Source organism: Burkholderia sp. HI2761 (assembly GCF_002223355.1).
Classification (GTDB): domain Bacteria; phylum Pseudomonadota; class Gammaproteobacteria; order Burkholderiales; family Burkholderiaceae; genus Burkholderia.
In genome coordinates, this window is record NZ_NKFN01000004.1 from 259,277 (window position 1) to 283,976 (window position 24,700).

The window sequence follows — 24,700 nt, forward strand, 5'->3', positions numbered from 1 at the left end:
TGCCCCTAAGTCGACACTCAGTCGGGACCGGGGTTGCCCATTTGTTTGTCGTCGTACGCTCATCGTCATTGATGGACCTCCGCTTTTCGTAAAGTCTGATACTTCGCCGTGACGCGAGTACAGGGTGCTACGTTCGAGCTTTCCTTTCTCGAATGGCATCGTCTCTAGTTTCGCCGTGTCGGTGCAACTAAAAGCAGTCTCGACGGCAGCAACCGACAGTTAAGTCGAAGCGCCAAAGTGAGCGGCGCAACAAATATGGCATCCTTAATAATTAGGCCGTGCGTGTACAGCAGGTTGGGGCGGAGCTATAGGTTGCAATCTAAGCCGGCGTCGAGAATGCGGCAACTCCCTAGGTAAGGGGGTGACTGGCGTTCGCATTCTTGTCATACTAATCAGTTGCGCGCCGTAAAAATGGGTGTCGAATGCTGTTGGTGGATACGGGCGGCTCTTGCGTGCCAGTGGAAAGCAACGTTAGCGTTGTCCCGGATTTTAGTCTCTGCCGGGGCAGCTCTATTACGCTAGCCCCAGGAAGACAAGAAGTGAGCGGTTTACAGTGACCATCGCCTCGTCTTCCAGCCGGCCGATGGTCTGGCCGATCTTCTCGCGCCGTACTGTAAACATTTTGTCGACGGCGACCTGCGACAGCGCGCGTAAGCCGTTCAGTTTTGACGGGGCTATAGTTATGCGGATCAAGGGAGCGTCAACAATTTCGCTCGACATGAGTAGCAACGCGACACTCGGGTGATCGGCGAACAGATCGGTCTGTACCACGAGCGCTGGGCGCGCCTTGCCAAAGTCACCCTGGAGTGCGACGGTAACGATGCTTCCGCGTTTCACAGTGGGATGCCGACATCGGCGGCTTGTTCGATGAAGTCGAGCAGGTCGTCTTCGTGAAGGCTCTCGCGAATTACGCTGGACTGTCGTACACATTCGCTTGCAAAGGCTGGGTGCCGGGTATCAGGTACCCAGATTTGGACCGGCCTTAGTCCGGCCGCACGCAGGTTTTCCCGATAGATCCGAACCCGCTCAGAAGTCGTCGTTGCCATCATAATCTCCTGTTACATGTAACGAGTATAGCGTGTTACATGTAACGATTCAATCCAACGCCATATTTGGGGTCAGAATTTTTGTGCTTCAGGCGACTCAATTGAGACGCACATAAGCGGCGCGCCGTGTGTGGGAGAGTCGGGGGCTTCGATGCGAAGAATGAAATCGAAGTATCGATTCGACAGTTTCGCCAGTTGCTCTTGTACGGCCCCCAACTGAATGAGGCATTGGGCATCCCAGTTCATTCCTACGACAAGTTCGCCCGCTGTGCCATTCCACTCGCTAAGAAGAATGGCGGCAACTCGCGCATTTTCTTCGGCGAACCGCTCGATGCGCTGCTCGATATAGCGCACATCGTCGCGCATGAGCGTTCCCGTCACGCGCAGAGAAACGGTATGGGCTACCTTGTCGTGTTTCAGATGTACCGTTGCGATTCCCGCCAGATGTCGTGACACACGATCGAGTTGCTCTTGTTCCAGATCGTCGTGAACCGACAAAGCTCCTGACAAAACATAATCTGCAGGTTCGAGCATCGCAATTCTCCTATGACTCAATCCACAAAATGTTCACTGCGGTGAACTTCGCTATGCGGGCGCGCTACCTATAACGGGAGCCTCGCTAGAATCCGCAAGTTCCGATGCGGTACTGCTTCTGGATGCTTCTGGTCGTTGGCCAAGTCGTGATGGCCAGTTCGGTGAGCGATTTGATGTGCTCAGGCGGTCCAAGAAGAACGATCGACGCTTCTCCATAGCGGCCGCGTCCGAAGGCCGCTCCGCTTCGAGCCCATTTCTGGGAGAATTCTTTCAAGGTGTCCTCGATCGCTTCAACTTCGTCATCGCCCAGCGCCCCGCGGATCCGGATGAGGAGGGATCGAGTAATGGCGTCCACCGCGAAGTGGATGCTCGCGGGGGGCGCAATGCAGCGAGCGAAGTTCCTGGCGTGGATATGGCGAAATCCGTTCAGGACGGGTAAGGCACCAGAAATTTCATAAGTGAACGACATAACAACACCTCACACATTGCGATTCGCGGTGAGCTGAGTGGCTATGCAGCACCGCTGTGCTGCGGGTCACATGTATCAAATAGATACCTTTATGGTTGATTGTAGATTCATATGATAGTTTGTCAAGGGGAAAATATATCAAATGAATGATTTCGAGACCCGCCTGAGAAGTGAGCGATTGCGTTTAGGGTTGAGCCAGGTCGAGTTCGCGACTGCCGGCGGTGTTCAGAAGCACGCACAGTTCCAATATGAGAAGGGGATGAGGCGACCTAACTCGGACTACCTGAGCGCAATTGCCGCCGCCGGCGTCGATTTACACTATTTGTTGACTGGCGAGATCGCGTCTCGCGTAGCTGGTGAGGATGAGCGGAGGGTGCTTTCCGGATATAGGGCATTGGATGTGCGACAGCGCGCGGCAGTCGTAGCCCTAATCGAAGCACTCATTGATCCGACGGCTCCTCAGTTGAAGGAGCAGCAGCCCTCCCAGTCCGAGGGGGATGTCGATCCACTTGGATGATTGAGGGATACAAAACGGGTGCACGTAGATCCGCGCGCAGTGTGCGCCCGGCCTGGCGCAGCGGATAGTCAGTCGCTGGTTGAATGTCTCGAGGACGGGGAGCTACAAGAGCGTGGCCACGATGGGGCGGGTATTCGTGGCCGCATCGGTCTGCGGTGCGTAGTCGACCGACGAGCCGGTAAGGGCGCCGGCTGCTTTCATGCGCGATCGGCAAGATCACGGCGAAATCCCGAACTCGGCACAGAAAGCGATAGGCGCAAAAAAGCCTCCGCGAGGGAGGCATTTTTGCACTATCGAAGATAGTTGGTAGGGTGGGAGGGACTCGAACCCTCGACTCTCTGATTAAAAGTCAGATACTCTAACCAACTGAGTTACCACCCCACGTTCTTGAAACCTGTCGGATCGTTGCTTCAACAACTTGTGCAACGACCTGAAGAGCAAAAGATTATAGCGACGGGTTGCTAGGCTGTCAACAACCCGTCACGATAATTATTTGATCGTTTCAAGCTTGCCCTGCGCCGTCTGCGCCGCGTTCGACCCGGCGTACTGCGACACGACCTGCTCGAACGTTTTCTTCGCGGCCGCCTTCTGGCCTTGCTCGAGCTGGTTCGTGCCGATCGCCACGAGGGCGTCGGCCGCGCGCGGGTGCTGGGGGAACTTGCTGACGATCCCTTGCCACGTCGCGGTCGAACCGCGGTAGTCGCGCAGCGCGTATTGCGCGTTGCCGTACCAGTACTGCGCGGTCGGCTGATAGGGGCTCTGCGGATACTTCGCGATGAACGCACGGAACGAAGCCGCCGCCGCCTTGAAGTTGCCGTTGCGGAACTGCTGCTGCGCCGCGCTGAGCGCATCCGTTTCACCCGGCTGCACGGTGCCTTCGACACCATCGATCGTCGCCTGCTGCGGCTCGAACTTCTTGAGCCGCGTGTCGAGATCCTGGTAGTACTCCTTCTGCTGCCGCTCGAGCGTCGTCAGCCGGTTCGTCAGATCCTCGTTCTCGCCGCGCAGCGTCGCGACCTGCTGATTCAGCTGGTCGATACGGCCGGATTGATCGAGGATCGTACGCTGGGCGGCCGACAACTGACTCGACAGGTTGTCGCTCTTGCTGCGCAGATCGAGCACGGCACGGCGCGCTTCGTTGTCGTCGAACATGCCGGCGTGCGCCGGCGCGGCCGACCACGCCGCGCCCGCGACGCAGAACGCTGCGGCAACGCGCAGCCAGGTTAAACGATGCGTCATACGGCGATTCTTCCGTTACTTACTGTTGGTAGACGAGGTCGGCGCGACGGTTCTGCGCCCACGATGCTTCGTCGTGACCCGTTGCTTGCGGCTTTTCCTTGCCGAGGCTCACGGCTTCCATTTGCGAATCGTTCACGCCGAGCAGTGCCATCGCACGGCGGACGGCTTCCGCACGCTTCTGGCCCAGCGCGAGGTTGTACTCGCTCGTGCCGCGTTCGTCGGTGTTGCCCTGGATCAGCACGTGGCGCTGCGGGTGGCTCTTCAGATACTGCGCGTGCTGCTGCATCAGCGGCTGGTACTCGTCCTTCACCGAATAGCTGTCGAAGTCGAAGTAGATGCTGCGCTTCGCGAGCGGGCTGTTCGGGTCGTTCAGCGGATCGACGTTCACTTGCGCGACGTTGTCGGCGCTCGGCTGCGTGCTGACTGCGCCCGCGTTGTTTGCCTTGTCGTCGAGCTTCACGCCCGACTTGCACGCTGCGAGCGCGCTGATCATCATCACGGCCAGGGCCAGACGAGCTTTATTCGACATCATGGTTACTCTCCTTGTGGTCATTGCATGAAGGGCCCCCACGACGGCTCGCGAACGGAGCCGCCCTGGACGGACAGGATCTGCGGCGGCGCGCTGCCGTCGGAGGGCACTGCAGCCAGAACATTGCGACCACCCGACTGGGTAGCGTACAGAAGGTACTGGCCGTTTGCCGCGAAGCTCGGCGATTCGTCGCGATTGGTATTCGTGATGGCGTTCGCCGCGCCGGTCTGCAGATCCTGAACGTACAGCTTGAAGCCCCCGCCCGTGCGGGAGATGTAAGCGAGCAGCTTGCCGTCCGGGCTCACGCGCGGGCTCGTGTTGTAGCTGCCGGTGAAGGTCACGCGCTGCGCGGCACCGGCGCCTTCACCCTGTGCGGGCATCCGGTAGATTTGCGGCGCGCCGCCGCGGTCGCTCGTGAAGTAGATCCAGCGGCCGTCCGGCGAGTAGTACGGCTCGGTGTCGATCGAGCTGCTCTGCGTGAGACGGCGCAGGCCGCCGCCGTTCGCGTTGACCGTATAGATTTGCGTGTTGCCCGTCAGCGACAGCGCGACCGCAAGCGTGTTGCTGTCCGGCGACCACGCCGGTGCGCTGTTGTTGCCCTTCTGGTCGGAGACCATGTAGCGTTTGCCGGTCGGCAGATCATGGATGTAGACGATCGGCTTCTTGCGCTCGAACGACACGTACGCGACCTTCGTGCCGCTCGGCGACCAGGCCGGCGAGATGATCGGTTCGGTACTCGACAGCGCGATGCGCGCGTTCTGGCCGTCCGAATCCGAAATCTGCAGCTGGTAGCGGTTGCCGGTCTTGATCACGTACGACAGGCGCGTGGCGAACACGCCGCGCACGCCGAGCAGCTTCTGGTAGATGTAGTCGGCGATCTTGTGGCCGGCCGTGCGCAGCGTGGTGTCGGTGGCCGTCAGCGACAGGCCGCCGAGGCTTTGCTGCTTCACGGTGTCGTACAGAATGAAGTTGACCTTGTACTGGCCGTTTGCCTCGCGGTTCACGCTGCCGGCGACGAACGCATTCGCGCCCTTGGCCTTCCACGCGCCGAGATCGACCGATGCGGTCTCGGGCACGGGCGTGCTGCCGGCGTCGATGTTGGTGAATTTGCCGCTGCGGGCGAGGTCGGCGCGAACGATCGACGTGACCTGCTGCGGCAGGTTCGCCTCGTTCGTGAAATTCGCGGTGGCAATGGGGAACTGGGTCGACCCGACACCGGTGATCAGCACGTTGACCTGGGCGTTAGCCGCGCTGCCGGCCGTAATCAGACACGAGGCCACGAGTGCCCTGAAACCTAGCTTTGTCATCAAACTCATGCTTCTTGCTTCCCGTATGGCTTGGATCGCTGCGCAACGGCAGAGACAGTAAAAATACCCGATTCGTTCCCATCTGACAGCGAGCCCGGAGTGTAAGCGCATTTCGTTTCACTCCGCCGCCTTGAAGGTAATCGTAATGTCAGACGGGGTACGGCCGTTAGAATCGGGCGGCAACGGGACCGATGCGTGGATCGCATTGACCACGGCTTGATCCCACCCCGAATTCCCGCTCGAGCGGGAGACCGATGCGCTCAATACGTCACCGGATGGCGTGCACCGAATCTTGACGACGGTGGTCAGGCCTGCCCGCTCGCCGCCCCAAACGATGTTCGGCTTGACGCGGCGGCGTACCTTGTCGGCATAGCCGGGCGTGGCGGCATTGCCGCCGGAGCCCGTGCCCGTGCCGCTTTTCGCGAGGCCTTCGCCGCCGCCTTCACCGGCGCCGGACAGCCCCTGCATCTGCGCGAGGCGCGCATTGCGCTCGCGGTCGAGCTTTGCATTCGCCGCCGCATTGGCCTTCGCGCGCGCCGCGGCTTCGGCCTTCGCCTTGGCCTGCGCTTCCGCCTTTGCCTTCGCGGCTGCGTCGGCTTTCGCCTTCGCCGCCTGCTGCGCTTCGAGCTGAGCCTGCTTTTGCTGCTGGAGTTTCTGCTGTTCGAGCTTCTGCTGCTCGGCGAGCTGCTGTTGCCTGAGCTTGTCGGCCTGCTTCTGTTTGTCGCGTTCCGCGGCCCTCTGGGCGGCGAGCGCGGCGGCCTGTTGCGCGGCGAGCTGCGCGCGGCGGGCTTCCTCTTCCTGCTGGGCCTTCAGTTGCTGCACGCGGCGCTGCTGCTCGAGCTGCGCTTCGCGCGCGGCCGCTTCCTGCTGCCGCTTCTTCTGCTGCAGCGCGATGTCGGCCTGTTCGTCGCGCACCGGGGGCGGGGGCGGCGCGACCTTCGCGGGCGGCGTGGGCGTGACGACGGGCCGCGGCGTGGGGACGTCGGGCACTTCGGTCCACAGCTCGGCTTCGGCGCCGGCCGGCGTGCTGTTCTGCCACTGCACGCCGTGATAGAGGAACAGCGCGAGCAGCACGTGCATCAGCGCGGCGAGCGCGAACGCGCGCCACGTCCCGCGCTCGCGGGGCGGCTGGAGCGGGTACGCGGATCCGCGCGTGGATTGCTGCCGGTTCATTGCGATTTGACGAGGAGGCCGACGCGCTTGACGCCGCGCGCCTTCAGATCGGACATCACGGTCATGACAGCATCGTACTGCACGGTCTTGTCGGCTGCGATCACGACCGGCTGGTCAGGGTGATCGGCCTGCCGGGCCGAGATGAAGCTGTCGAGCTCGGCCTTCGTCATCGTGTCTTCCTGGGTCGCGCCCGAGTCGCCCTTGTACTTGACGCTCATCGTGCGGTCGGCCTTGATGTTGACGACGACGGGCGGCGTCTGCTCCTGCGGCGCGGCGTTGCCGACGGTCGGCAGGTTGATGATCGACGGGGCGACGAGCGGTGCGGTGACCATGAAGATCACGAGCAGCACCAGCATCACGTCGATGTACGGCACGACGTTGATGTCGGCCATTGCGCGGCGCGAGCGGCCGCCGCGCATGCTGGATCGGATGGGGCTTCCTGCCATGGCGCGCTCCTTACTGGGCCTGACGCTGCAGGATGTTCGAGAACTCTTCGATGAAGGTCTCGAAGCGGATCGCGAGGCGGTCGATGTCGTGCGCGTAGCGGTTGTACGCGACCACCGCCGGAATCGCGGCGAACAGGCCGATCGCGGTGGCGACGAGCGCTTCGGCGATGCCCGGCGCGACGTTCGCGAGCGTCGCCTGCTGGACGTTCGCGAGGCCGCGGAACGAGTTCATGATCCCCCAGACCGTGCCGAACAGACCGATGTACGGGCTGACCGAGCCGACCGACGCGAGAAACGCGAGGTTGGCTTCGAGCACGTCCATTTCACGCTGGAACGACGCGCGCATCGCGCGGCGCGCACCGTCGAGCACGAGGCCCGGATCGCTGAGGCGTTTTTCCTTTGCCTTGAGGAATTCGCGCATCCCCGATTCGAAGATCCGCTCGAGTGCGCCGATCGTATGGCGGTTGTTGGCTGCGCTCTGGTACAGCGCCTGCAGGTCGCCGCCCGACCAGAAATCCTTCTCGAAGCGTTCGGTCTGCGCGCGCGCGCGGCGGATCGCGAACCACTTGCGGAAAATGAAGGTCCACGACATCAGCGACAGCAGCAGCAGCAGCCCCATCACGGCCTGGGCCAGCACGCTCGCGTTGAGAACGAGGGAAATGATCGACAGGTCTTGAGCAGTATTCATAGAGGTTTGAGTAGCGTCCCTTCGGGAGTGCCCGGCAAGGGCGTCCGGTGTGCGTGCGGCGCGGCGCGCCGGCCATTCCTGACGCCGAACCTTGCTTAGTATCTAATCAGAACGGCAAGTTCATAGGCTGTGTCTAAACGGGGCTCATGCGAGCTTCGTTGACAAATCAGACTGCCCCGCGCCGATGACAGGCCCGCGTTGCAGCGCATCGAGCACGGCCGGCGGGATGGCCGCGGGCCGGATGCCGTGACGCTCGACGCAGCCGAGGCGGATGTGCCCAACCACAAGCAGCGTGCCGCCACACCAGGCTTCCTGCGTGAATTCCACCGACGCGCGGCCGATGCGTCCGGGCCGGCTCGTGATCGTCAGCGTGTCGTCGAGTCGCGCGGGCGCGCGGTAGTCGAGCGACGTGCTGCGCACGATGAAGATCGCACCGGTATCGTCGGCGAGCCGACGCTGGTCGACGCCGCATGCGCGAAGCCACTCGGTGCGGGCGCGCTCGAAGAACTTCAGGTAGTTGGCATAGAAGACGATGCCGCCTGCGTCGGTATCCTCGTAGTACACGCGCACCGGCCAGGTAAAGCCGGACGGCGCTTCCGGGGAACGGGTAGGCTGAGTCATGGCGCGCATTCTACCGGAACGCAGGAACCGGATTCGTAACGGTTTCGTAACGGAATGTAGTGCGACACGGCACACCGCGGGCCCGCCGGAGGCGGCCGCGGCTGTGCGCGATGCGTCAGCCGCGATGGATCGTGAGCCCGGCCGGTGCCTGTGCGACCGGCATCATCTCGATCGTGTTGATGTTCACGTGTGCCGGGCGCGTCGCGATCCAGTAGATCGTGTCGGCAATGTCCTCGGACGTGAGCGGCTGGACGTTCTGGTACACGTTCGCCGCCTTCGCATCGTCGCCTCGGAAGCGGACGTTCGAGAATTCCGTGCCGCCGCACAGGCCCGGCTCGATGTCGGTCACGCGCAATGGCGTGCCGATCAGATCGGCGCGCAGGTTCAGGCTGAATTGTCGGACAAAAGCCTTGGTTGCGCCGTATACGTTCCCGCCCGGATACGGATAGGTGCCGGCAACCGAACCGAGATTGAAGATATGGCCGCGGCCGCGCTCGATCATGCCGGGCAGCAGCGCGTGCGTGACGGTCACGAGGCCCGAGCAGTTCGTGTCGATCATGGTCTGCCATTCGTCGAGGCTGGCCTTGTGGGCCGGCTCGACGCCGAGCGCGAGGCCGGCGTTGTTGACGAGCACGTCGAGCGCCGCGAATTCGACGGGAAGGGCGGCTGGCACGGCCTCGACGGCCGCGCGGTCGCGCACGTCGAGTTCGAGCGGCAGCAGCGCGTCGCCGAGTTCGGCGGCGAGCGCATCGAGACGATCCTTGCGGCGCGCGGTCGCGACGACGCGATGGCCTCCCTTGACGAAGGCACGGGAAATGGCGGCGCCGAAGCCGGCGGACGCGCCTGTGACGAACACGATCATTGCTGCTCCTGGTCGGTAACAAAGTAGCGGGTGATATCCCGCAAGCCTACTGAGATTGCCGCACCGCGGCAAGGCGGCAAAGCGTTTCGGCACGGGCGCGTAAAACCTGGCCCCAATTGATTCGAGCGTCCTGCCGTGCGGTTGCCTATTCATGACGCATCCAATACACTAATGCGCTCATCACCCCTGCGTGACTGGCGATAGAACCCTTCGGGTTCAAGGTGGAGCATCCCACCGTGAAGCGCGGGGCGCCGTTTTTGCCGTTCGCCTGGGCAGCCGTTGTGCGCCGTCGCGTGCATCGCCGGTGGCTGTCCTGCCTCGCGTCATACGGATTCTTCCGCCACGTCGAGCTGGTCTCGCCAGCAACGCACCGTACTTGGCCGCTCCGGTCAACCTGTACACACTTAACGGAAACCGTATGTTTGACAGAGCCCAAAGCACCATCGCGAACGTCGATCCCGAAATCTTTGCAGCGATCGAGCAGGAAAACCGCCGTCAGGAAGATCACATCGAGCTGATCGCGTCGGAAAACTACACGAGCCCGGCCGTGATGGCCGCGCAGGGCTCGCAGCTCACGAACAAGTACGCGGAAGGGTATCCGGGCAAGCGCTACTACGGCGGCTGCGAGTACGTCGACGTGGTCGAGCAGTTGGCGATCGACCGTGTGAAGCAGCTGTTCAGCGCGGAAGCGGCGAACGTGCAGCCGAACTCGGGTTCGCAGGCGAACCAGGGCGTGTTCTTCGCGATGCTCAAGCCGGGCGACACGATCATGGGCATGAGCCTCGCGCACGGCGGCCACCTGACGCACGGCTCGCCGGTGAACATGTCGGGCAAGTGGTTCAACGTGGTGAGCTACGGCCTGAACGAAAACGAAGACATCGACTATGACGCTGCCGAGCAGCTTGCACAGGAACACAAGCCGAAGTTGATCGTCGCGGGCGCGTCGGCGTTTGCGCTGAAGATCGATTTCGAGCGTCTGGCGAAGATCGCGAAGTCGGTGGGCGCGTACCTGATGGTCGACATGGCGCACTACGCAGGCCTGATCGCGGCGGGCGTGTATCCGAACCCGGTGCCGCACGCGGATTTCGTGACGACGACGACGCACAAGAGTCTGCGCGGCCCGCGCGGCGGCGTGATCCTGATGAAGGCCGAGTACGAGAAGCCGATCAATTCGGCGATCTTCCCGGGGATCCAGGGCGGCCCGCTGATGCACGTGATCGCGGCGAAGGCTGTGGCGTTCAAGGAAGCGCTGTCGCCGGAGTTCAAGGAATATCAGCAGAAGGTCGTCGAGAACGCACGTGTGCTGGCCGAAACGCTGGTGAAGCGCGGGCTGCGGATCGTGTCGGGCCGCACGGAAAGCCACGTGATGCTGGTCGACCTGCGCGCGAAGAACATCACGGGCAAGGCAGCGGAAGCGGCGCTCGGCGCGGCGCACATCACCGTGAACAAGAACGCGATCCCGAACGACCCGGAAAAGCCGTTCGTGACGAGCGGCGTGCGCCTCGGTTCGCCGGCGATGACGACGCGCGGTTTCGGGCCGGCGGAAGCCGAGCAGGTGGGCAACCTGATTGCCGACGTGCTGGATAACCCGGAAGACGCAGCGACGATCGAGCGCGTGCGCGCGCAGGTCGCCGAGCTGACCAAGCGTTTCCCGGTTTACCGCTGATCGCCGATGCGCTGCCCGTTCTGCCGGCATGACGACACGCAGGTCGTTGACTCGCGCGTGTCCGAAGATGGTGCCGCGATTCGGCGGCGCCGTCGCTGCTCGGCTTGCGACAAGCGTTTCACGACGTACGAGCGGGTCGAGTTGTCCCTGCCGTTCGTCGTGAAGAAGGACGGCAGCCGCACGGAATTCGATCGCCGCAAGATCGTCGCCAGCATGCAACTCGCGCTGCGCAAGCGGCCGGTTGCCGCCGACGCGATCGACGCGGCGGTCGCCCGCATCGAATATCAACTGCTCGCGACGGGCGAGCGTGAAGTGCGTAGCGAGAAGCTGGGCGAACTCGTGATGAACGAGTTGCGCGGCCTCGACACGATCGCCTATGTGCGCTTCGCGTCGGTGTATCGCCGGTTCGAGGACGTTTCCGAATTTGCCGACGTGATCGAAGAGTTCCGTCGCGCCTCTCCCGCCAAAACTCCACGTAAGCGCTGACGCGCTGCGTTCGTTCATCGACTAATCCGGTGCTTCGATTCGCGCCGATTGTGTCGGTTGCAGTCGCATGTCGCCAGTCGGCCGTTCGGCTAATGGCGCGCGTCCGCACGCGCCGCTACAGTCGTCGCATCACCGTTGCGGAGGACGATTGCGATGGAGCTGGGCGCTCAATCCCTGAAGAATGTGGTGCAACGACCGGGCGGATTCACGCTCGTCGAGCTGATGGTCGCTATGTCGCTCGCCATAGTCGATGGTGCGCATCCGCGGCATGCTGGCGCAGGTGCCGCCGCACGGGCATGCCGAGAATCGAATAGCGCTCGGGCGGCCGGACGGCGACGATTCGCCGGTGAGCTATGAACTGGCAGCGGCGCCGCTCGACACTGGTCCGATGCACGACGATGCATGCGGTACATTCACGCTGCGCTCGGACGGGACGAACGGCAATGCAGGCAACGATGGCGCCGGCGAACCGGGCGCTGTCTGCTGGGGCGAGCGCTGAGTTCGCAAGGAAGGCGCGCAGCGGCCCATGGCCGTGCGCGCGGGATGCCGACGGTCAATCGTCGCGCGCGTCGAGCCCGCGCTCGTCGCGGGACTGCGCCCAGATCCTGTAGATTTCCCATGCGGCGAAGCCGAGCGTACCCCACTTCAACGCGGGGCCCGCACTCGCGCGCAGCAGCGAGCGAATGGGTTTCGCCAGCACGAGCGACGCGAGCGAGCTCAGCATCGGATACTGGTTGACGAGCTGGCCGAGGCTTGCGTTCAGGTTCTTGGCCGACTGGCCGAACTTGTGGGAGGACAGGCCGGGGATGAATACCTTGAGCCAGCTGAAGCGCGTGACGGCCTGGCGCATTTCGGCTGCGGCTTCCGCGAGTTCGAGCCGCTCGACTTCGGATCGCAGGATCAGCAATTCCTTGCGGAGCGCGCGGTGCTGCGACGCGCTCCAGTGCGATCGCGACGAATGGGAGCGGGATGAATTGCCCGTGATGTTCTGGCTCATGGCGCGTCGGCGAAGTAGGTGGAAGGGATGAGCGCGAGGGCGGTCACGGCTTGCCGCGGAACAGGTCGCGGTCTTTATCGAGTTCGGCGAGCGTCGCCTCGAACACGGTCGGCGCGTCGCGCAGGCCCGAGCGCGCCTTCAGCGCGCATACGATGGCGCTAACGGCATACAGCGCGGTGATCGCGGCGAGCGCCTGCCAGCGGTAGGTATCCCAGAACGCGATCGCGATCAGCACGGTCAGGCTGATGAGCGCCATGGTCGCGAGCATCATCGCGGCGAGTCCGAGGAACAGCACGCCCATCAGGCGCTCCTTCTCCTCGGCAAGCTCGATGCCCACCAGTTCGAGGCGCGTCTGCAGAAGGCCGATGGCGGAGCCGACGAGGCGGCGCAGCGGTCCTTGACCGGACGGCTGCGAGGGGGTGTCTGTCGTCATGGATGAAATGCTTGCGCGTGCAGTGAGCAGCTAGGACAAAGCCGGCCGGCGCAGGCCGGCTGGCTTCGACGCCCGCAGGCCGCGCGACGCGGCCTGCGGGGCGAAACGGCGCCGAGCGCGTTACTTGCGGTTGATCAGCAGCCCGATCAGCACGCCGACGCCGGCGGCCACGCCGATCGACGTCCACGGATGCTCGTGCACGTAGTCGTCGGTCGCGCGCGCGGCCTTCTTGCCTTTCTCGACCACCACGACCTGGACGTCGGCTGCCTTTTCCTTGGCCTGCTTCAGGCGAGACATGGCCTTCTCGCGCAGCTCGGCCGCACGGTCGCCCGTGCTGCTCGCTGCTTGCTTGAGCAGGTCTTCGGCGTCCGAGAGAACGGTTTTGATATCCGACATCAGTTTCTCCTTGTTGATTTCCGACATTGCAACTCCCTTCGTGCTGTCATGCTGCAGGTTCACATCGTAGCGAAACCCCTGCCTGCTGGCGAGCCGGCAAGACAAACGGCGGCAGCGCAAGACTGCATGGTAAACGACTTGTAATAATGAACAGAGCGGCAAAGGATTGAAAAGTTTCCCTCGCAGCCCTCCGCCCTGCCGCGACCCCGGGTAAAAATGACAAAAAAGAATGAATATCAAACGGAATAATCGTTCGCACGGCCCATTGCTTCCCGTAAGCTGATGGACTGCCCCGCGCTGTCCGGCGCGCGGTTTCAACCAGCATCGTTCGAGGAGGGAACATCATGAGTCTGCGTCTTGGTGACATCGCACCGGATTTCGAGCAGGAATCGAGCCTGGGCACCATCAAGTTTCACGAGTGGCTCGGCAACAGCTGGGGTGTCCTGTTCTCGCATCCGGCCGACTACACGCCGGTGTGCACGACCGAACTCGGGCTGACCTCGAAGCTGAAGGGCGAATTCGAGAAACGCAACGTGAAGGTGATCGCGCTGTCGGTCGACGGCGTCGAATCGCACAAGGGCTGGATCAACGACATCAACGAAACGCAGTCGACGGTCGTGGGCTTCCCGATCATCGCCGACGCGGACCGCAAGGTGTCGCAGCTGTACGACATGATTCACCCGAACGCGAACGAAACGCTGACGGTGCGTTCGCTGTTCGTGATCGACCCGAACAAGAAGGTGCGGCTCACGATCACCTATCCGGCCAGCACGGGGCGCAACTTCGACGAAGTGCTGCGCGTGATCGATTCGCTGCAATTGACCGACAATTACAAGGTCGCGACGCCCGGCAACTGGAAGGACGGCGACGACGTCGTGATCGTGCCGTCGCTGCAGGATCCGGAAGAGCTGAAGAAGCGCTTTCCGAAGGGCTTCAAGGCGGTGCGTCCGTATCTGCGCCTGACGCCGCAGCCGAACAAGTAAGCATCGGCGGCCCGCAGCCGCGGCTTCCATGACGAAGGCCCGTCCGGCAGCGATGCCGGGCGGGCCTTTTATCTGGCGGCGGGCGCGTGCGCGGCATCGCTGCCGCGTGCGTCATGGCCGGATCGTCAGAAGAATGCCTGGATGCCCGTCTGCGCGCGGCCGAGGATCAGCGCGTGGATGTCGTGCGTGCCTTCGTACGTGTTGACCACCTCGAGGTTCACGAGGTGGCGCGCGACGCCGAATTCGTCGGAGATGCCGTTGCCGCCGAGCATGTCGCGCGCGAGGCGGGCGATGTCGAGCGCCTTGCCGCACGAATTGCGCTTCATGATCGACGTGATCTCGACGGCGGCCGTACCTTCGTCCTTCATCCGGCCGAGGCGCAGCACGCCTTGCAGGCCGAGCGTGATTTCGGTCTGCATGTCGGCGAGCTTCTTCTGGATCAACTGGTTCGCGGCGAGCGGCCGGCCGAACTGCTGGCGGTCGAGCACGTACTGGCGCGCGGTGTGCCAGCACGACTCGGCGGCGCCGAGCGCGCCCCATGCGATCCCGTAGCGCGCCGAGTTCAGGCAGGTGAACGGGCCGCGCAGGCCGCTCACGTTCGGCATCAGGTTCTCTTCGGGTACGAACACCTCGTCGAGGACGATCTCGCCGGTGATCGACGCGCGCAGCCCGACCTTGCCGTGGATCGCCGGCGCCGACAGGCCCTTCCAGCCCTTCTCGAGGATGAAGCCGCGGATCGCGTCCTTGCCGTTTTCTTCCAGCTTCGCCCACACGACGAACACGTCGGCGATCGGGGAGTTGGTGATCCACATCTTCGCGCCGGACAGCGAGTAGCCGCCCGGCACCTTCTTCGCGCGCGTGACCATGCTGCCCGGATCGGAGCCGTGGTTCGGCTCGGTCAAGCCGAAGCAGCCGATCCATTCGCCGGTCGCGAGCTTCGGCAGGTATTTCTGCTTCTGCGCGTCGGAGCCGAATTCGTGGATCGGCACCATCACGAGGGACGACTGCACGGACATCATCGACCGGTAGCCCGAATCGACGCGCTCGACTTCGCGCGCGATCAGCCCGTAGCTCACGTAGTTGAGGCCGGGGCCGCCGTATTCCTCGGGAATCGTCGGGCCGAGCAAGCCGACCTCGCCCATCTCGCGAAAGAGGGCCGCGTCGGTGCGTTCGTGGCGGAACGCTTCGGTGACGCGCGGCGCGAGCTTGTCCTGTGCGTACGCCTGTGCGGCATCGCGGACCATTCGCTCTTCTTCGGTCAGTTGCTGGTCGAGCAGCAGCGGATCGTCCCAATGAAAAGTTGCAGCACTCATCGTCTCATCTCCTGTCGGCCCGAGTTGGCGCTTCAGCGCTTACTCGGCCCCATGCTTCGCGGTCGGCCCGAGTTGGCGCTTCAGTGCTTACTCGGCCCCTTGCTTTGCGGTCGGTCGAAGTGGGCGCCTCGGCGCTGACTCCACAACCGTGCTTTTCGGTCGGGCAGAAGTAGCGCGTCAGCGCGTGCTCCGGGCTGATGCCTGAAGTTCGCTTGACTTGCGTTCCGCTGTGCGGAACAATGTTTTGCAAATCGAACCCAGTGTAGCACCGGATGACACTTTCAACCATGGATGACACCACGATCGACGAGCGCAAGTTCGTCGTCGCCCTCGCGCGCGGGCTCGACCTGCTGCGCGCCTTCCGGCCCGGCGAGACGATGCTGGGCAACCGCGATTTCGCGGAACGCACGGGGCTGCCGAAGGCGACGGTGAACCGGCTGGCCTATACGCTGACGGTGCTCGGCTATCTGCGCTACGACGAGACGCTCGGAAAGTATGCGCTGGACGCCGGCGTGCTGTCGCTCGGCTATGCGCTGCTGTCGGGCTCGGGGACGATCGATCTCGCGCGGCCGCACATGCAGGCGCTGGCGCGCGAGATCGGCGCGGCCGTGTCGCTCGGCTGCCGCGACGGGCTCGACATGATCTATCTGGAGACGATCCGCAGCGAGACCGCGCTGACGCTCGGGCTCGCGCCCGGTTCGCGGCTGTCGATGCTGACGAGCTCGATGGGGCGCGCGTACCTGGCCGTGCAGCCGGACGACGTGCGCCGCGCGCTCTATGCCGAACTGCACCGCGCCGCCGGCGGCGCGGCCGACGCCGATGCGCTCGTCGAGGCCGCGCAGCAGGCGGTGGCCGAATTCTCGACGGGCGGTTGCTGCTATTCGTTCCGCGCGTGGCACATGGACGTGAACGCGGCGGCCGTGCCGTTTCGCGAGCCGCGCGAGGGGCGCTGGCTGATCCTGAGCTGCAGCGGCCCGGCGTCGTCGATGGACGAGGGCGTGTTTCGCACGCAGGTCGGGCCGCAACTGAAGGCGCTCGCGCAGCGGCTCGGGCAGACGGTCTGAGCAACGAGCGCGCGGGTGTTGCCTTCGCGCGGCAACCGGTTCGTTCGCGCCGGGGCGGCGTGGGGCGTGGTGGCGGCGCGGCGCCGCCGTGTATTGCGCGACGGGCGAACGGCGCTCATCATCGTTCGCCTGCTCCCCGACGACGAGGTTTGCAATGGCCCACCCCGAACCGATGGAGGGCGGATGCGCGTGCGGCGCGATCCGCTATCGTATCGCCGAGGTTCCCACCGATGCCGGCTTCTGCCACTGCCGGCTCTGCCAGCGCACGACCGGCGCGGCGGTCGTTGCGTCGGCATCGGTGCCGATCGGCGCATTCGAATACCTGCAGGGCGAACCGACCGTCTATGCATCGAGCGCGTGGGGCGAGCGGCGCTTCTGCGGCCGTTGCGGCGCGCAGCTCGAATACCGGCTCTCCGACGCGCCGCGGACGGTCGAGATCAATTACGCGACGCTCGACGAACCGTCGCGGCTGCGTCCGGCATGGCACGTCTGGTATCGCGATCGTTTCCCGGGCGTCGAGATCGGCGACGATCTGCCCAAATACGACGATGGTGGAAGAGCGTAGGCGGTAACCGTCGGCGTGTGCTGCGCGGCCGCCGCCCCGGCTTCCCGGCTCCCATCCCGCAAGCATCACGCGAACATCACGCCATCCGCCGGCCTGCGGCGCGCCTTTCCTGCCGATCGCTCAGGCCGTCACGACCTTCGCGAACACCGGCCCCTGCATGAACCGCACGTCGTGCTGACGCAGCAACTCGCACTGCGTCTCGTCGACGACGCCGTCGAAGATCAGCGGAATGCGCACGCGCTGTGCGTAGGCGACGAGCGCCTTGACCATCCCGTCGCGCAACGCGATGCCCGCATCCATCTTGATGTAGTCGGGGCGCGCCATCTCCGATTCGACCGCGAGGATGCGGCCCGGGTCGGGCAGCTTGTCCGCGACCTTGAAACCGTGATGCTGGTAGCTGCGCGTCAGGTAGCCGAGGAAGGTCTTGTGCGCGACCGCAACCGCCGGCAGCTCGATCACGATTCGCTCGACCGGCAGCCCGAAGCGCTGCAGCACCGACGAGAAATGCTTGCCGTGGTCGTATTTCACGCTCTTGAGCAGCCGCTCGTGCACGCGCAGGAACAACAGCCCGTGGCGCTGCGCCCCGAAGAAATTGATCGCGTGCAGCGCGCGCGACAGGCGGTCGATCGCGACCAGCGTCTGGTCGTCGACGGCCGCGTCGACCGGATCGTGCTGCGCGCCCGTGACGAGCGTGACGGCCTGGAAGCCGAGCTCGTCGCCGTAGCGCTCGATCGCGTCGGCGAACGACGTCGATTGCGGCGAGCCGGGCATCGTCACGTCGTAGATCGGCTCGTATGCGCTCGCGAGCGTGCGCTCGGGCAGATTCGCGCACGCGGTGCCGCCTTCGGCAAGCGCGAGGTGTTCCCGCAGATACGGCAGCTGCCCGGCACGGGCGACCAACTCGGGGATGGTAGGCGGAATCATCGGCGTGAGAAGGAAAAATGGCGGCCGAAAGGGCCGCCTCGTTGACTTGATATTAGCAGCGCGCGCCGCGCTCGGCTCGGCGTTTCACTCATATGGTTATCCCGTCCCCGAGTCGATGCCTAGGGTTTACGTTGATTTCACTATTCGTAATTGGTTTTACTATTCGTAAATCCAGGATTTGTCGCCGATCAAGAAATGCGGCATGCGGGCGCCGCGAAACGGCGTCGTTCACGAATCAACGGAAGCAAGGAGCGAGACGTGGCGGTTGACAGGACAGGCGGGCAGGCGCGCCGGCAGGAGAGGGGCGGGACGACGGGCGCGGCGGTGCGCGCGCGGCGCGGTTGAGGAGCGGATGGCGACCATGAGCATCGATTACCAGACGCTGAAGTTCGAGTACCGCGCCCGCGCGCACGACGCGGCCGTTCATCCGGTGATCGTCGTCGGCGCGGGCCCGGTGGGCCTCGCGGCCGCGATCGACCTCGCGCAGCAGGGCGTGCCCGTCGTGCTGCTCGACGACGACGACACGCTGTCGACCGGCTCGCGCGCGATCTGCTTCGCGAAGCGCACCCTCGAGATCTTCGACCGGCTCGGCTGCGGTGAGCGCTTCGTCGACAAGGGCGTGAGCTGGCACGTCGGCAAGGTGTTCCTGCAGGACGAGCAGCTTTACGCCTTCGACCTGCTGCCCGAGGAAGGGCATGCGCGCCCCGCGTTCATCAACCTGCAGCAGTACTACGTCGAAGGCTATCTGGCCGATCGCGCGTTCGAACTGGCGAACATCGACATCCGCTGGAAGCACAAGGTGACGGGCGTCGACCAGTCGGCCGAACATGCGGTGCTGACGATCGAGACGCCGGACGGCGTCGCGACGCTGCGTGCGCAGTACGTGATCGCGGCCGACGGCTCGCGCAGCCCGATGCGCACGACGATGGGCCTGGAAAGCCGCGGCCGCACGTTCAAGGACCGCTTCCTGATCGCCGACGTGAAGATGAAGGCGGAGTTTCCGACCGAGCGCTGGTTCTGGTTCGATCCGCCGTTTCACCGCAACCAGTCGGTGCTGCTGCACCGCCAGCCGGACAACGTGTGGCGCATCGACTTCCAGCTCGGCTGGGATGCCGATCCCGTCGCCGAGAAACAGCCGGAGCGCGTGATCCCGCGCGTGCGCGCGCTGCTCGGGCCGGACGTCGAGTTCGAGCTCGAGTGGGTGAGCGTCTATACGTTCCGCTGCCAGCGAATGGAGACGTTCCGTCACGGCCGCGTGCTGTTCGCGGGCGATTCCGCGCACGGCGTGTCGCCGTTCGGCGCGCGCGGCGCGAACAGCGGCGTGCAGGACGCGGACAACCTCGCGTGGAAGCTGAGGCTGGTGCTCGACGGCCATTCCGCCGACAGCCTGCTCGATACGTATGCGAGCGAGCGCGAGTTCGCGGCCGACGAGAACATCCGCAACTCGACGCGCTCGACCGACTTCATCACGCCGAAGAGCGCGGTGTCGCGCGTGTTCCGCGATGCGACGCTGAAGCTCGCGCGCGACTGCGAGTTCGCGCGCAAGCTGGTGAACAGCGGGCGCCTGTCGGTGCCGGCCGTGCTCGCCGATTCGCCGCTCAACACGCCGGACCGCGGCGGCGACGCATTCGCGTGCGCGATGCGGCCGGGCGCGGCGGCGGCCGATGCGCCGGTGCGCGCGCAGGGCACGCCGGGCTGGCTGCTGCAGCATTTGCGCGGCGGCTTCACCGGCGTGCTGTTCGGCTTGCCGGGCGACGCGGCGGCGCTGGCGCTGGCCGTCGACGGTCTCGCGGTGCCGGTTCGGCCGGTGCTCGTCGTGCCGGCCGGGCACGCGCAGCCGGTGGCCGGCGTCGACGTCGTGGAGGACGTCGACGGGCTCGCCGCGCGGCGCTACGACGCGCAGCCCGGCACGTTCTACCTGTTGCGCCCCGACCAGCACGTCTGCGCCCGCACGCGCACGCTCGACCGTCAGGCGATTGCCGACGCACTGGCGCGCGCGATCTGCGCACGCTGAATACGATAAAGACACCGGAGACACCGTCATGCCCCCACTCGATACCCGTCCGCGCCTGGCCGACCCCGACGCGTTCTACGAAGCGCTGATCGACATGCATCGCGACCTGTCGGACGCGGACAGCCAGCTCGTCAACGCGAAGCTGATCCTGTTGCTCGCGAACCAGGTCGGCGACGCCGACGTGCTGCGCGAAGCGATGGCGCTCGCGCGCCAGGGCGTGACGCCGCTCGTGCATCCGGCCGCCGAGGTCGCGCAATGAGCGCGGCGCCGGCCGACGCGCGCGTGCTCGAAGTCGAGCGCGTGATCGACGAGACCCATCGCCCGGGTTTTCACTGGATGCTGCTGATGCTGTGCGGGCTGTGCCTCGTGATCGACGGCTTCGATGCGCAGGCGATGGGCTACGTCGCGCCCAGCGTGATCGCCGAATGGGGCGTGCCGAAGCAGGCGCTCGGGCCCGTGTTCAGCGCGAGCCTGTTCGGGATGCTGCTCGGTGCACTCGGGCTGTCGGTGCTGGCCGACCGCATCGGCCGGCGCCCGGTGCTGATCGGCTCGACGCTGTTCTTCGCGGTGACGATGCTCGCGACGCCGTTCGCGGGCTCGATTCCCGTGCTGATGGCGCTGCGCTTCGTCACCGGGCTCGGCCTCGGCTGCATCATGCCGAACGCAATGGCGCTGGTCGGCGAGTTCAGCCCGGCCGCGCATCGCGTGAAGCGGATGATGATCGTGTCGTGCGGCTTCACGCTCGGCGCGGCGCTCGGCGGCTTCATCAGCGCGGCGCTGATTCCGGCGCTCGGCTGGCGTTCGGTGTTCTTCGTCGGCGGCGCGGTGCCGCTCGTGCTGACGCTCGCGATGGCCGCGCGGCTGCCCGAGTCGCTGCAGTTCCTGGTGCTGAAAGGGCGCGTCGCGCAGGCGCGCGACTGGCTCGCGCGGTTCGCGCCGGAAGCCGGCATCGATGCGAATACGCGGCTCGTCGTGCGCGAGCGTGCCGTGAGCGGCGCGCCGGTCGCCGAGCTGTTCCGCCATGGCCGCCTGCCGGTCACGCTGCTGTTGTGGGCCATCAGCTTCATGAACCTGATCGACCTGTACTTCCTGTCGAACTGGCTGCCGACCGTGATGCGCGCCGCCGGTTATTCGCCCGGCACGGCGGTGATCGTCGGCACGGTGCTGCAGACGGGCGGCGTGATCGGCACGCTGTCGCTCGGCTGGTTCATCGAACGTTACGGTTTCGTGCGTGTGCTGTTCGCGTGCTTCGCGTGCGCGGCCGTGTCGGTGGGGCTGATCGGCTCGGTCGCGCATGCGCTGCCGTGGCTGCTGGTCGTCGTGTTCGCGGGCGGGTTCTGCGTGGTCGGCGGGCAGCCGGCCGTGAACGCGCTCGCGGGCCAGTATTACCCGACGTCGCTGCGCTCGACCGGCATCGGCTGGAGCCTCGGCATCGGCCGGATCGGCTCGGTGCTCGGGCCGCTCGTCGGCGGGCAACTGATTGCGCTCAACTGGTCGAACGGCGCGCTGTTCCACGCGGCCGCGGTGCCCGTGCTGTGCTCGGCGCTGTTCGTGCTGGGCCTCGCGGGCGTCACGCGGCGCGGCGGCGCGCAGGCGCCGAACGCCGCCCTGAATTGATGGAGAAAGGAAACGATGACGCTTGACCTGTCGAAACCGGCGACCGCCGGCTACCTGAGCGGTTTCGCGAACGAATTCGCGACCGAGGCGCTGCCCGGCGCGCTGCCGCACGGGCGCAACTCGCCGCAGCGCGCGCCGTACGGGCTGTACGCGGAGCAGTTGTCGGGCACTGCGTTTACCGCGCCGCGCGGCCACAACCGCCGCTCGTGGCTGTACCGGATTCGCCCGGCCGCGGTGCATCGGCCGTTCGAGCCGTATGCGGGCCCGCAGCGGCTCGTGTCGGAATTCGGCGATTCGGCCGACGTGCCGCCGACGCCGCCCAATCAGTTGCGCTGGGATCCGCTGCCGATGCCGGTCGAGCCGACCGATTTCGTCGACGGCCTCGTGACGATGGCCGGCAACGGGTCGGCTGCCGCGATGAACGGCTGCGCGATCCACCTGTACGCGGCGAACCGCTCGATGCAGGACCGCTTCTTCTACAGCGCGGACGGCGAACTGCTGATCGTGCCGCAGCAGGGGCGCCTGTTTATCGCGACCGAATTCGGCCGGCTCGACGTCGAGCCGTTCGAGATCGCGGTGATTCCGCGCGGCGTGCGTTTTACCGTCGCGCTGCCGGACGGCGACGCGCGCGGCTACATCTGCGAAAACTTCGGCGCACTGTTGCGCCTGCCGGATCTCGGCCCGATCGGCTCGAACGGGCTCGCGAACCCGCGCGATTTCCTGACGCCGCAGGCCGCGTATGAAGACCGCGAAGGCGCGTTCGAGCTGATCGCGAAGCTGAACGGGCGCCTCTGGCGCGCGGACATCGGCCATTCGCCGCTCGACGTCGTCGCGTGGCACGGCAACTACGCGCCGGTCAAATACGATCTGCGCCTGTTCAACACGATCGGCTCGATCAGCTTCGATCATCCCGATCCGTCGATCTTCCTCGTGCTGCAGTCGCAGAGCGACACGCCGGGCGTCGACACGATCGACTTCGTGATCTTCCCGCCGCGCTGGCTCGCGGCCGAGGATACGTTCCGCCCGCCGTGGTTCCACCGCAACGTCGCGAGCGAGTTCATGGGGCTCGTGCACGGCGCATACGACGCGAAGGCCGAGGGCTTCGTGCCGGGCGGCGCGAGCCTGCACAACTGCATGTCGGGCCACGGGCCCGACGCGGACACGTTCGAGAAGGCGTCGGCGAGCGACACGACGAAGCCGCACAAGGTCGACGCGACGATGGCGTTCATGTTCGAAACCCGCACGCTGATCCGGCCGACGCGCTACGCGCTCGACACCGCGCAGCTGCAGGCCGATTACTTCGAATGCTGGCAAGGCATCCAGAAACACTTCAATCCGGAGCAACGATGAGCGACACCCAAGACTGGCGCGCGACGCTCGACCCCGCCCGCAAGAGCTGGGTCGACACGGCGAACGATCCCGCCTGCGACTTCCCGATCCAGAACCTGCCGTTCGGGATCTTCAGCGATGCGAAGCAGGGCGCGCGCCGTGCGGGCGTCGCGCTGGGCGACCGGATCGTCGATCTCGCGGCGCTGGCGCGTGCGGGCTTCGTGACGTTGCCGGCCGGCGCCGATGCGTTCGCCGCGCCGACGCTCAACGAGTTCATCGCACTCGGCCGCGACGCATGGCGCAGCGTACGCGTGCAGTTGTCCGAACTGTTTTCGCAAGACAACGCACGGTTGCGCGATGATGCGGCGCTGCGCGCGCAGGTGCTCGTCGCGCAGCGCGACGCGACGCTGCATCTGCCGGTCGAGATTCCCGGCTATACCGATTTCTATTCGTCGAAGGAGCACGCGACCAACGTCGGCTCGATGTTCCGCGATCCGAAGAATGCGCTGCTGCCGAACTGGTCGGAGATGCCGATCGGCTACAACGGCCGTGCGTCGTCGGTGGTCGTGAGCGGCACGCCGGTGCGGCGCCCGAACGGGCAACTGAAGCTGCCCGATCAGGAGCGCCCGGTGTTCGGCGCGTGCCGCAAGCTCGACATCGAGCTGGAAACGGGCTTCATCGTCGGGAAGGGCAACGCACTCGGCGAGCCGATCGCGTGCGAGGACGCGGAAGCGCATATCTTCGGGATGGTGCTGCTGAACGACTGGAGCGCGCGCGACATCCAGCAGTGGGAGTACGTGCCGCTCGGCCCGTTCAACGCGAAGACGTTCGCGACGACGATCTCGCCGTGGATCGTCACGCTCGACGCGCTCGAGCCGTTCCGCGTCGCGCAGCCGGAGCAGTCGCCGCAGCCGCTCGCGTATCTGCAGCATGCGGGCAAGCATGCATTCGACATCGCGCTGGAAGTGACGCTGCGCGCGGAGGGTGCCGCCGAGGCGACGTCGATCTGCCGCACCAACTTCAAGCACATGTATTGGACGATGGCGCAGCAGTTGGCGCATCACACGGTCGCCGGCTGCAACACGCGCGTGGGCGATCTGATGGGTTCGGGCACGATCAGCGGGCCGACGAAGGGTTCGTTCGGCAGCCTGCTCGAGCTGACGTGGAACGGTAAGGAGCCGGTCGCGCTGAACGGTGGCGGCAGCCGCACGTTTATCGAGGACGGCGACGAGTTGACGCTCGTCGGCTGGTGCCAGGGCAACGGCTATCGCGTCGGCTTCGGCATGTGTGCGGGCAGAATTTTGCCGGCGCGGCGTGCTTGACGGAGCGCAGCGCGAAACGTCACGCGTCGGTCACGCGTAGTACGGAATGACAGGGCGGCTCGCATTGCGCGGGCCGTTTTCGTTTATGGAGGATGGGCGCGAGCGGGCCGATGCGTATCGGTGCATGATGCTGTGCGCCAACGCCAACGCCAACGCCAAC

At 65.1% G+C, this 24,700-nt stretch carries 30 protein-coding genes, 1 tRNA gene and 1 riboswitch; of the genes, 13 read left to right on the forward strand and 18 right to left on the reverse strand.

What is annotated here, in order from left to right:
* Positions 1-513: 513 nt before the first annotated feature.
* The 4 genes from CFB46_RS07745 to CFB46_RS07760 form a co-directional block, all read right to left on the reverse strand.
* Positions 514-837 carry a type II toxin-antitoxin system PemK/MazF family toxin gene (locus CFB46_RS07745; protein WP_027783643.1) on the reverse strand — a complete coding sequence of 108 codons (324 nt, stop codon included), beginning with the start codon at positions 835-837 and terminating at the stop codon, positions 514-516.
* Positions 834-1,046: an antitoxin MazE family protein gene (locus CFB46_RS07750; protein WP_080681313.1), complete on the reverse strand. Its 213-nt coding sequence runs from the start codon at positions 1,044-1,046 to the stop codon at positions 834-836. The genes CFB46_RS07745 and CFB46_RS07750 overlap by 4 nt, the downstream gene beginning before the upstream one ends.
* Positions 1,047-1,118: 72 nt before the next feature.
* Positions 1,119-1,580 (reverse strand): hypothetical protein, encoded by a 462-nt coding sequence (locus CFB46_RS07755; RefSeq protein WP_080681314.1) that lies wholly within the window; start codon positions 1,578-1,580, stop codon positions 1,119-1,121.
* Between the two features lie 85 nt (positions 1,581-1,665).
* Positions 1,666-2,049 carry a hypothetical protein gene (locus CFB46_RS07760; RefSeq protein ID WP_051421382.1) on the reverse strand — a complete coding sequence of 128 codons (384 nt, stop codon included), beginning with the start codon at positions 2,047-2,049 and terminating at the stop codon, positions 1,666-1,668.
* 142 nt (positions 2,050-2,191) lie between these two features.
* Between CFB46_RS07760 and CFB46_RS07765 the strand changes: the two genes are divergently transcribed.
* Positions 2,192-2,566 carry a helix-turn-helix domain-containing protein gene (locus tag CFB46_RS07765; protein ID WP_034185400.1) on the forward strand — a complete coding sequence of 125 codons (375 nt, stop codon included), beginning with the start codon at positions 2,192-2,194 and terminating at the stop codon, positions 2,564-2,566.
* A 304-nt stretch (positions 2,567-2,870) separates the two neighbouring features.
* Here CFB46_RS07765 and CFB46_RS07770 read toward each other — a convergent pair.
* The 9 genes from CFB46_RS07770 to CFB46_RS07810 all read right to left on the reverse strand — a co-directional run bounded on the left by CFB46_RS07770 (position 2,871) and on the right by CFB46_RS07810 (position 9,431).
* Positions 2,871-2,947, reverse strand: a tRNA-Lys gene (locus CFB46_RS07770).
* Between the two features lie 108 nt (positions 2,948-3,055).
* Positions 3,056-3,805: a tol-pal system protein YbgF gene (ybgF, locus tag CFB46_RS07775; protein ID WP_011544679.1), complete on the reverse strand. Its 750-nt coding sequence runs from the start codon at positions 3,803-3,805 to the stop codon at positions 3,056-3,058.
* Between the two features lie 19 nt (positions 3,806-3,824).
* Positions 3,825-4,337, reverse strand: coding sequence for a peptidoglycan-associated lipoprotein Pal (gene pal / locus CFB46_RS07780; RefSeq protein WP_006484980.1), 513 nt, complete (start codon positions 4,335-4,337; stop codon positions 3,825-3,827).
* Positions 4,338-4,354: 17 nt separating this feature from the next.
* Positions 4,355-5,650, reverse strand: a complete 1,296-nt coding sequence (gene tolB / locus CFB46_RS07785) for a Tol-Pal system beta propeller repeat protein TolB (protein ID WP_027783645.1) — start codon at positions 5,648-5,650, stop codon at positions 4,355-4,357.
* A 108-nt stretch (positions 5,651-5,758) separates the two neighbouring features.
* Complete coding sequence (gene tolA, locus CFB46_RS07790; RefSeq protein ID WP_027783646.1) at positions 5,759-6,814, reverse strand: cell envelope integrity protein TolA; 1,056 nt, start codon at positions 6,812-6,814, stop codon at positions 5,759-5,761.
* Positions 6,811-7,260: a protein TolR gene (tolR, locus tag CFB46_RS07795; protein WP_006484943.1), complete on the reverse strand. Its 450-nt coding sequence runs from the start codon at positions 7,258-7,260 to the stop codon at positions 6,811-6,813. Before tolR ends, tolA begins: the two co-directional genes overlap by 4 nt.
* Before the next feature lie 10 nt (positions 7,261-7,270).
* Positions 7,271-7,948, reverse strand: a complete 678-nt coding sequence (tolQ, locus tag CFB46_RS07800) for a protein TolQ (RefSeq protein ID WP_027783647.1) — start codon at positions 7,946-7,948, stop codon at positions 7,271-7,273.
* A 144-nt stretch (positions 7,949-8,092) separates the two neighbouring features.
* Entirely contained in the window at positions 8,093-8,578 is a 486-nt protein-coding gene (ybgC, locus tag CFB46_RS07805) for a tol-pal system-associated acyl-CoA thioesterase (protein ID WP_089499675.1), read from the reverse strand.
* Positions 8,579-8,684: 106 nt separating this feature from the next.
* On the reverse strand, positions 8,685-9,431 hold the full coding sequence (locus CFB46_RS07810) for an SDR family NAD(P)-dependent oxidoreductase (RefSeq protein ID WP_089499676.1): 747 nt from the start codon (positions 9,429-9,431) through the stop codon (positions 8,685-8,687).
* Between the two features lie 180 nt (positions 9,432-9,611).
* Positions 9,612-9,712, forward strand: a riboswitch (ZMP/ZTP riboswitch).
* 137 nt (positions 9,713-9,849) lie between these two features.
* On the opposite strand from CFB46_RS07810, the gene glyA reads away from it, so the two are divergent.
* The 4 genes from glyA (at position 9,850) to CFB46_RS36345 (ending at position 12,082) form a co-directional block, all read left to right on the forward strand.
* Positions 9,850-11,097: a serine hydroxymethyltransferase gene (gene glyA / locus CFB46_RS07820; protein WP_027783650.1), complete on the forward strand. Its 1,248-nt coding sequence runs from the start codon at positions 9,850-9,852 to the stop codon at positions 11,095-11,097.
* A 6-nt stretch (positions 11,098-11,103) separates the two neighbouring features.
* Positions 11,104-11,583: a transcriptional regulator NrdR gene (gene nrdR, locus CFB46_RS07825; RefSeq protein WP_006476792.1), complete on the forward strand. Its 480-nt coding sequence runs from the start codon at positions 11,104-11,106 to the stop codon at positions 11,581-11,583.
* Between the two features lie 153 nt (positions 11,584-11,736).
* Positions 11,737-11,940 (forward strand): prepilin-type N-terminal cleavage/methylation domain-containing protein, encoded by a 204-nt coding sequence (locus tag CFB46_RS36340; RefSeq protein ID WP_256980650.1) that lies wholly within the window; start codon positions 11,737-11,739, stop codon positions 11,938-11,940.
* Positions 11,930-12,082: a hypothetical protein gene (locus CFB46_RS36345; protein ID WP_256980651.1), complete on the forward strand. Its 153-nt coding sequence runs from the start codon at positions 11,930-11,932 to the stop codon at positions 12,080-12,082. Before CFB46_RS36340 ends, CFB46_RS36345 begins: the two co-directional genes overlap by 11 nt.
* 54 nt (positions 12,083-12,136) lie before the next feature.
* Here CFB46_RS36345 and CFB46_RS07835 read toward each other — a convergent pair whose 3' ends face one another.
* From CFB46_RS07835 to CFB46_RS07845, 3 genes are all read right to left on the reverse strand, one after another.
* Complete coding sequence (locus tag CFB46_RS07835; RefSeq protein ID WP_089499677.1) at positions 12,137-12,580, reverse strand: DUF3318 domain-containing protein; 444 nt, start codon at positions 12,578-12,580, stop codon at positions 12,137-12,139.
* A 43-nt stretch (positions 12,581-12,623) separates the two neighbouring features.
* On the reverse strand, positions 12,624-13,013 hold the full coding sequence (locus CFB46_RS07840; protein ID WP_089499678.1) for a phage holin family protein: 390 nt from the start codon (positions 13,011-13,013) through the stop codon (positions 12,624-12,626).
* 120 nt (positions 13,014-13,133) lie between these two features.
* The gene (locus CFB46_RS07845) at positions 13,134-13,436 is read right to left on the reverse strand and encodes a DUF883 family protein (RefSeq protein WP_006494044.1); all 303 of its coding nucleotides are present in this window, start codon (positions 13,434-13,436) and stop codon (positions 13,134-13,136) included.
* Between the two features lie 317 nt (positions 13,437-13,753).
* On the opposite strand from CFB46_RS07845, the gene CFB46_RS07850 reads away from it, so the two are divergent.
* A complete protein-coding gene (locus CFB46_RS07850) occupies positions 13,754-14,392 on the forward strand; it encodes a peroxiredoxin (protein WP_027783653.1) in 639 nt (212 codons plus the stop codon).
* Positions 14,393-14,517: 125 nt separating this feature from the next.
* Here CFB46_RS07850 and CFB46_RS07855 read toward each other — a convergent pair whose 3' ends face one another.
* Positions 14,518-15,705: an acyl-CoA dehydrogenase gene (locus tag CFB46_RS07855; protein WP_027783654.1), complete on the reverse strand. Its 1,188-nt coding sequence runs from the start codon at positions 15,703-15,705 to the stop codon at positions 14,518-14,520.
* Between the two features lie 272 nt (positions 15,706-15,977).
* Between CFB46_RS07855 and CFB46_RS07860 the strand changes: the two genes are divergently transcribed.
* Both CFB46_RS07860 and CFB46_RS07865 read left to right on the forward strand, forming a co-directional pair.
* Positions 15,978-16,769, forward strand: coding sequence for an IclR family transcriptional regulator (locus CFB46_RS07860; protein WP_027783655.1), 792 nt, complete (start codon positions 15,978-15,980; stop codon positions 16,767-16,769).
* Between the two features lie 154 nt (positions 16,770-16,923).
* On the forward strand, positions 16,924-17,334 hold the full coding sequence (locus CFB46_RS07865; protein WP_027783656.1) for a GFA family protein: 411 nt from the start codon (positions 16,924-16,926) through the stop codon (positions 17,332-17,334).
* A gap of 120 nt (positions 17,335-17,454) precedes the next feature.
* Here CFB46_RS07865 and CFB46_RS07870 read toward each other — a convergent pair whose 3' ends face one another.
* Positions 17,455-18,258 carry an EAL domain-containing protein gene (locus CFB46_RS07870; protein ID WP_027783657.1) on the reverse strand — a complete coding sequence of 268 codons (804 nt, stop codon included), beginning with the start codon at positions 18,256-18,258 and terminating at the stop codon, positions 17,455-17,457.
* Positions 18,259-18,610: 352 nt separating this feature from the next.
* Here CFB46_RS07870 and CFB46_RS07880 point away from each other — a divergent pair, with 352 nt between their 5' ends.
* From CFB46_RS07880 to fahA, 5 genes are read left to right on the forward strand one after another with little or no spacing between them, the layout of a single operon-like run.
* Positions 18,611-20,272 (forward strand): FAD-dependent oxidoreductase, encoded by a 1,662-nt coding sequence (locus CFB46_RS07880; RefSeq protein ID WP_089499679.1) that lies wholly within the window; start codon positions 18,611-18,613, stop codon positions 20,270-20,272.
* Positions 20,273-20,300: 28 nt separating this feature from the next.
* Positions 20,301-20,531, forward strand: coding sequence for a DUF2783 domain-containing protein (locus CFB46_RS07885; protein WP_027783659.1), 231 nt, complete (start codon positions 20,301-20,303; stop codon positions 20,529-20,531).
* Complete coding sequence (locus CFB46_RS07890) at positions 20,528-21,889, forward strand: MFS transporter (protein ID WP_089499680.1); 1,362 nt, start codon at positions 20,528-20,530, stop codon at positions 21,887-21,889. Before CFB46_RS07885 ends, CFB46_RS07890 begins: the two co-directional genes overlap by 4 nt.
* Before the next feature lie 15 nt (positions 21,890-21,904).
* Positions 21,905-23,239 (forward strand): homogentisate 1,2-dioxygenase, encoded by a 1,335-nt coding sequence (hmgA, locus tag CFB46_RS07895; protein ID WP_089499681.1) that lies wholly within the window; start codon positions 21,905-21,907, stop codon positions 23,237-23,239.
* Positions 23,236-24,540, forward strand: coding sequence for a fumarylacetoacetase (gene fahA / locus CFB46_RS07900; protein ID WP_089499682.1), 1,305 nt, complete (start codon positions 23,236-23,238; stop codon positions 24,538-24,540). The genes hmgA and fahA overlap by 4 nt, the downstream gene beginning before the upstream one ends.
* Positions 24,541-24,700: the final 160 nt, after the last annotated feature.

Excerpts from the sequence above, each read along its gene's own strand:
- CFB46_RS07750 (WP_080681313.1), bottom strand. The coding sequence starts at position 1,046 with ATGGCAACGACGACTTCTGAGCGGGTTCGGATCTATCGGGAAAACCTG.
- CFB46_RS07755 (WP_080681314.1), bottom strand. The coding sequence starts at position 1,580 with ATGCTCGAACCTGCAGATTATGTTTTGTCAGGAGCTTTGTCGGTTCAC.
- CFB46_RS07760 (WP_051421382.1), bottom strand. The coding sequence starts at position 2,049 with ATGTCGTTCACTTATGAAATTTCTGGTGCCTTACCCGTCCTGAACGGA.
- CFB46_RS07765 (WP_034185400.1), top strand. The coding sequence starts at position 2,192 with ATGAATGATTTCGAGACCCGCCTGAGAAGTGAGCGATTGCGTTTAGGG.
- ybgF (WP_011544679.1), bottom strand. The coding sequence starts at position 3,805 with ATGACGCATCGTTTAACCTGGCTGCGCGTTGCCGCAGCGTTCTGCGTC.
- pal (WP_006484980.1), bottom strand. The coding sequence starts at position 4,337 with ATGATGTCGAATAAAGCTCGTCTGGCCCTGGCCGTGATGATGATCAGC.
- tolB (WP_027783645.1), bottom strand. The coding sequence starts at position 5,650 with ATGAGTTTGATGACAAAGCTAGGTTTCAGGGCACTCGTGGCCTCGTGT.
- tolA (WP_027783646.1), bottom strand. The coding sequence starts at position 6,814 with ATGAACCGGCAGCAATCCACGCGCGGATCCGCGTACCCGCTCCAGCCG.
- tolR (WP_006484943.1), bottom strand. The coding sequence starts at position 7,260 with ATGGCAGGAAGCCCCATCCGATCCAGCATGCGCGGCGGCCGCTCGCGC.
- tolQ (WP_027783647.1), bottom strand. The coding sequence starts at position 7,948 with ATGAATACTGCTCAAGACCTGTCGATCATTTCCCTCGTTCTCAACGCG.
- ybgC (WP_089499675.1), bottom strand. The coding sequence starts at position 8,578 with ATGCGCGCCATGACTCAGCCTACCCGTTCCCCGGAAGCGCCGTCCGGC.
- CFB46_RS07810 (WP_089499676.1), bottom strand. The coding sequence starts at position 9,431 with ATGATCGTGTTCGTCACAGGCGCGTCCGCCGGCTTCGGCGCCGCCATT.
- glyA (WP_027783650.1), top strand. The coding sequence starts at position 9,850 with ATGTTTGACAGAGCCCAAAGCACCATCGCGAACGTCGATCCCGAAATC.
- nrdR (WP_006476792.1), top strand. The coding sequence starts at position 11,104 with ATGCGCTGCCCGTTCTGCCGGCATGACGACACGCAGGTCGTTGACTCG.
- CFB46_RS36340 (WP_256980650.1), top strand. The coding sequence starts at position 11,737 with ATGGAGCTGGGCGCTCAATCCCTGAAGAATGTGGTGCAACGACCGGGC.
- CFB46_RS07835 (WP_089499677.1), bottom strand. The coding sequence starts at position 12,580 with ATGAGCCAGAACATCACGGGCAATTCATCCCGCTCCCATTCGTCGCGA.
- CFB46_RS07840 (WP_089499678.1), bottom strand. The coding sequence starts at position 13,013 with ATGACGACAGACACCCCCTCGCAGCCGTCCGGTCAAGGACCGCTGCGC.
- CFB46_RS07845 (WP_006494044.1), bottom strand. The coding sequence starts at position 13,436 with ATGTCGGAAATCAACAAGGAGAAACTGATGTCGGATATCAAAACCGTT.
- CFB46_RS07850 (WP_027783653.1), top strand. The coding sequence starts at position 13,754 with ATGAGTCTGCGTCTTGGTGACATCGCACCGGATTTCGAGCAGGAATCG.
- CFB46_RS07855 (WP_027783654.1), bottom strand. The coding sequence starts at position 15,705 with ATGAGTGCTGCAACTTTTCATTGGGACGATCCGCTGCTGCTCGACCAG.
- CFB46_RS07860 (WP_027783655.1), top strand. The coding sequence starts at position 15,978 with ATGACACTTTCAACCATGGATGACACCACGATCGACGAGCGCAAGTTC.
- CFB46_RS07865 (WP_027783656.1), top strand. The coding sequence starts at position 16,924 with ATGGCCCACCCCGAACCGATGGAGGGCGGATGCGCGTGCGGCGCGATC.
- CFB46_RS07870 (WP_027783657.1), bottom strand. The coding sequence starts at position 18,258 with ATGATTCCGCCTACCATCCCCGAGTTGGTCGCCCGTGCCGGGCAGCTG.
- CFB46_RS07880 (WP_089499679.1), top strand. The coding sequence starts at position 18,611 with ATGGCGACCATGAGCATCGATTACCAGACGCTGAAGTTCGAGTACCGC.
- CFB46_RS07885 (WP_027783659.1), top strand. The coding sequence starts at position 20,301 with ATGCCCCCACTCGATACCCGTCCGCGCCTGGCCGACCCCGACGCGTTC.
- CFB46_RS07890 (WP_089499680.1), top strand. The coding sequence starts at position 20,528 with ATGAGCGCGGCGCCGGCCGACGCGCGCGTGCTCGAAGTCGAGCGCGTG.
- hmgA (WP_089499681.1), top strand. The coding sequence starts at position 21,905 with ATGACGCTTGACCTGTCGAAACCGGCGACCGCCGGCTACCTGAGCGGT.
- fahA (WP_089499682.1), top strand. The coding sequence starts at position 23,236 with ATGAGCGACACCCAAGACTGGCGCGCGACGCTCGACCCCGCCCGCAAG.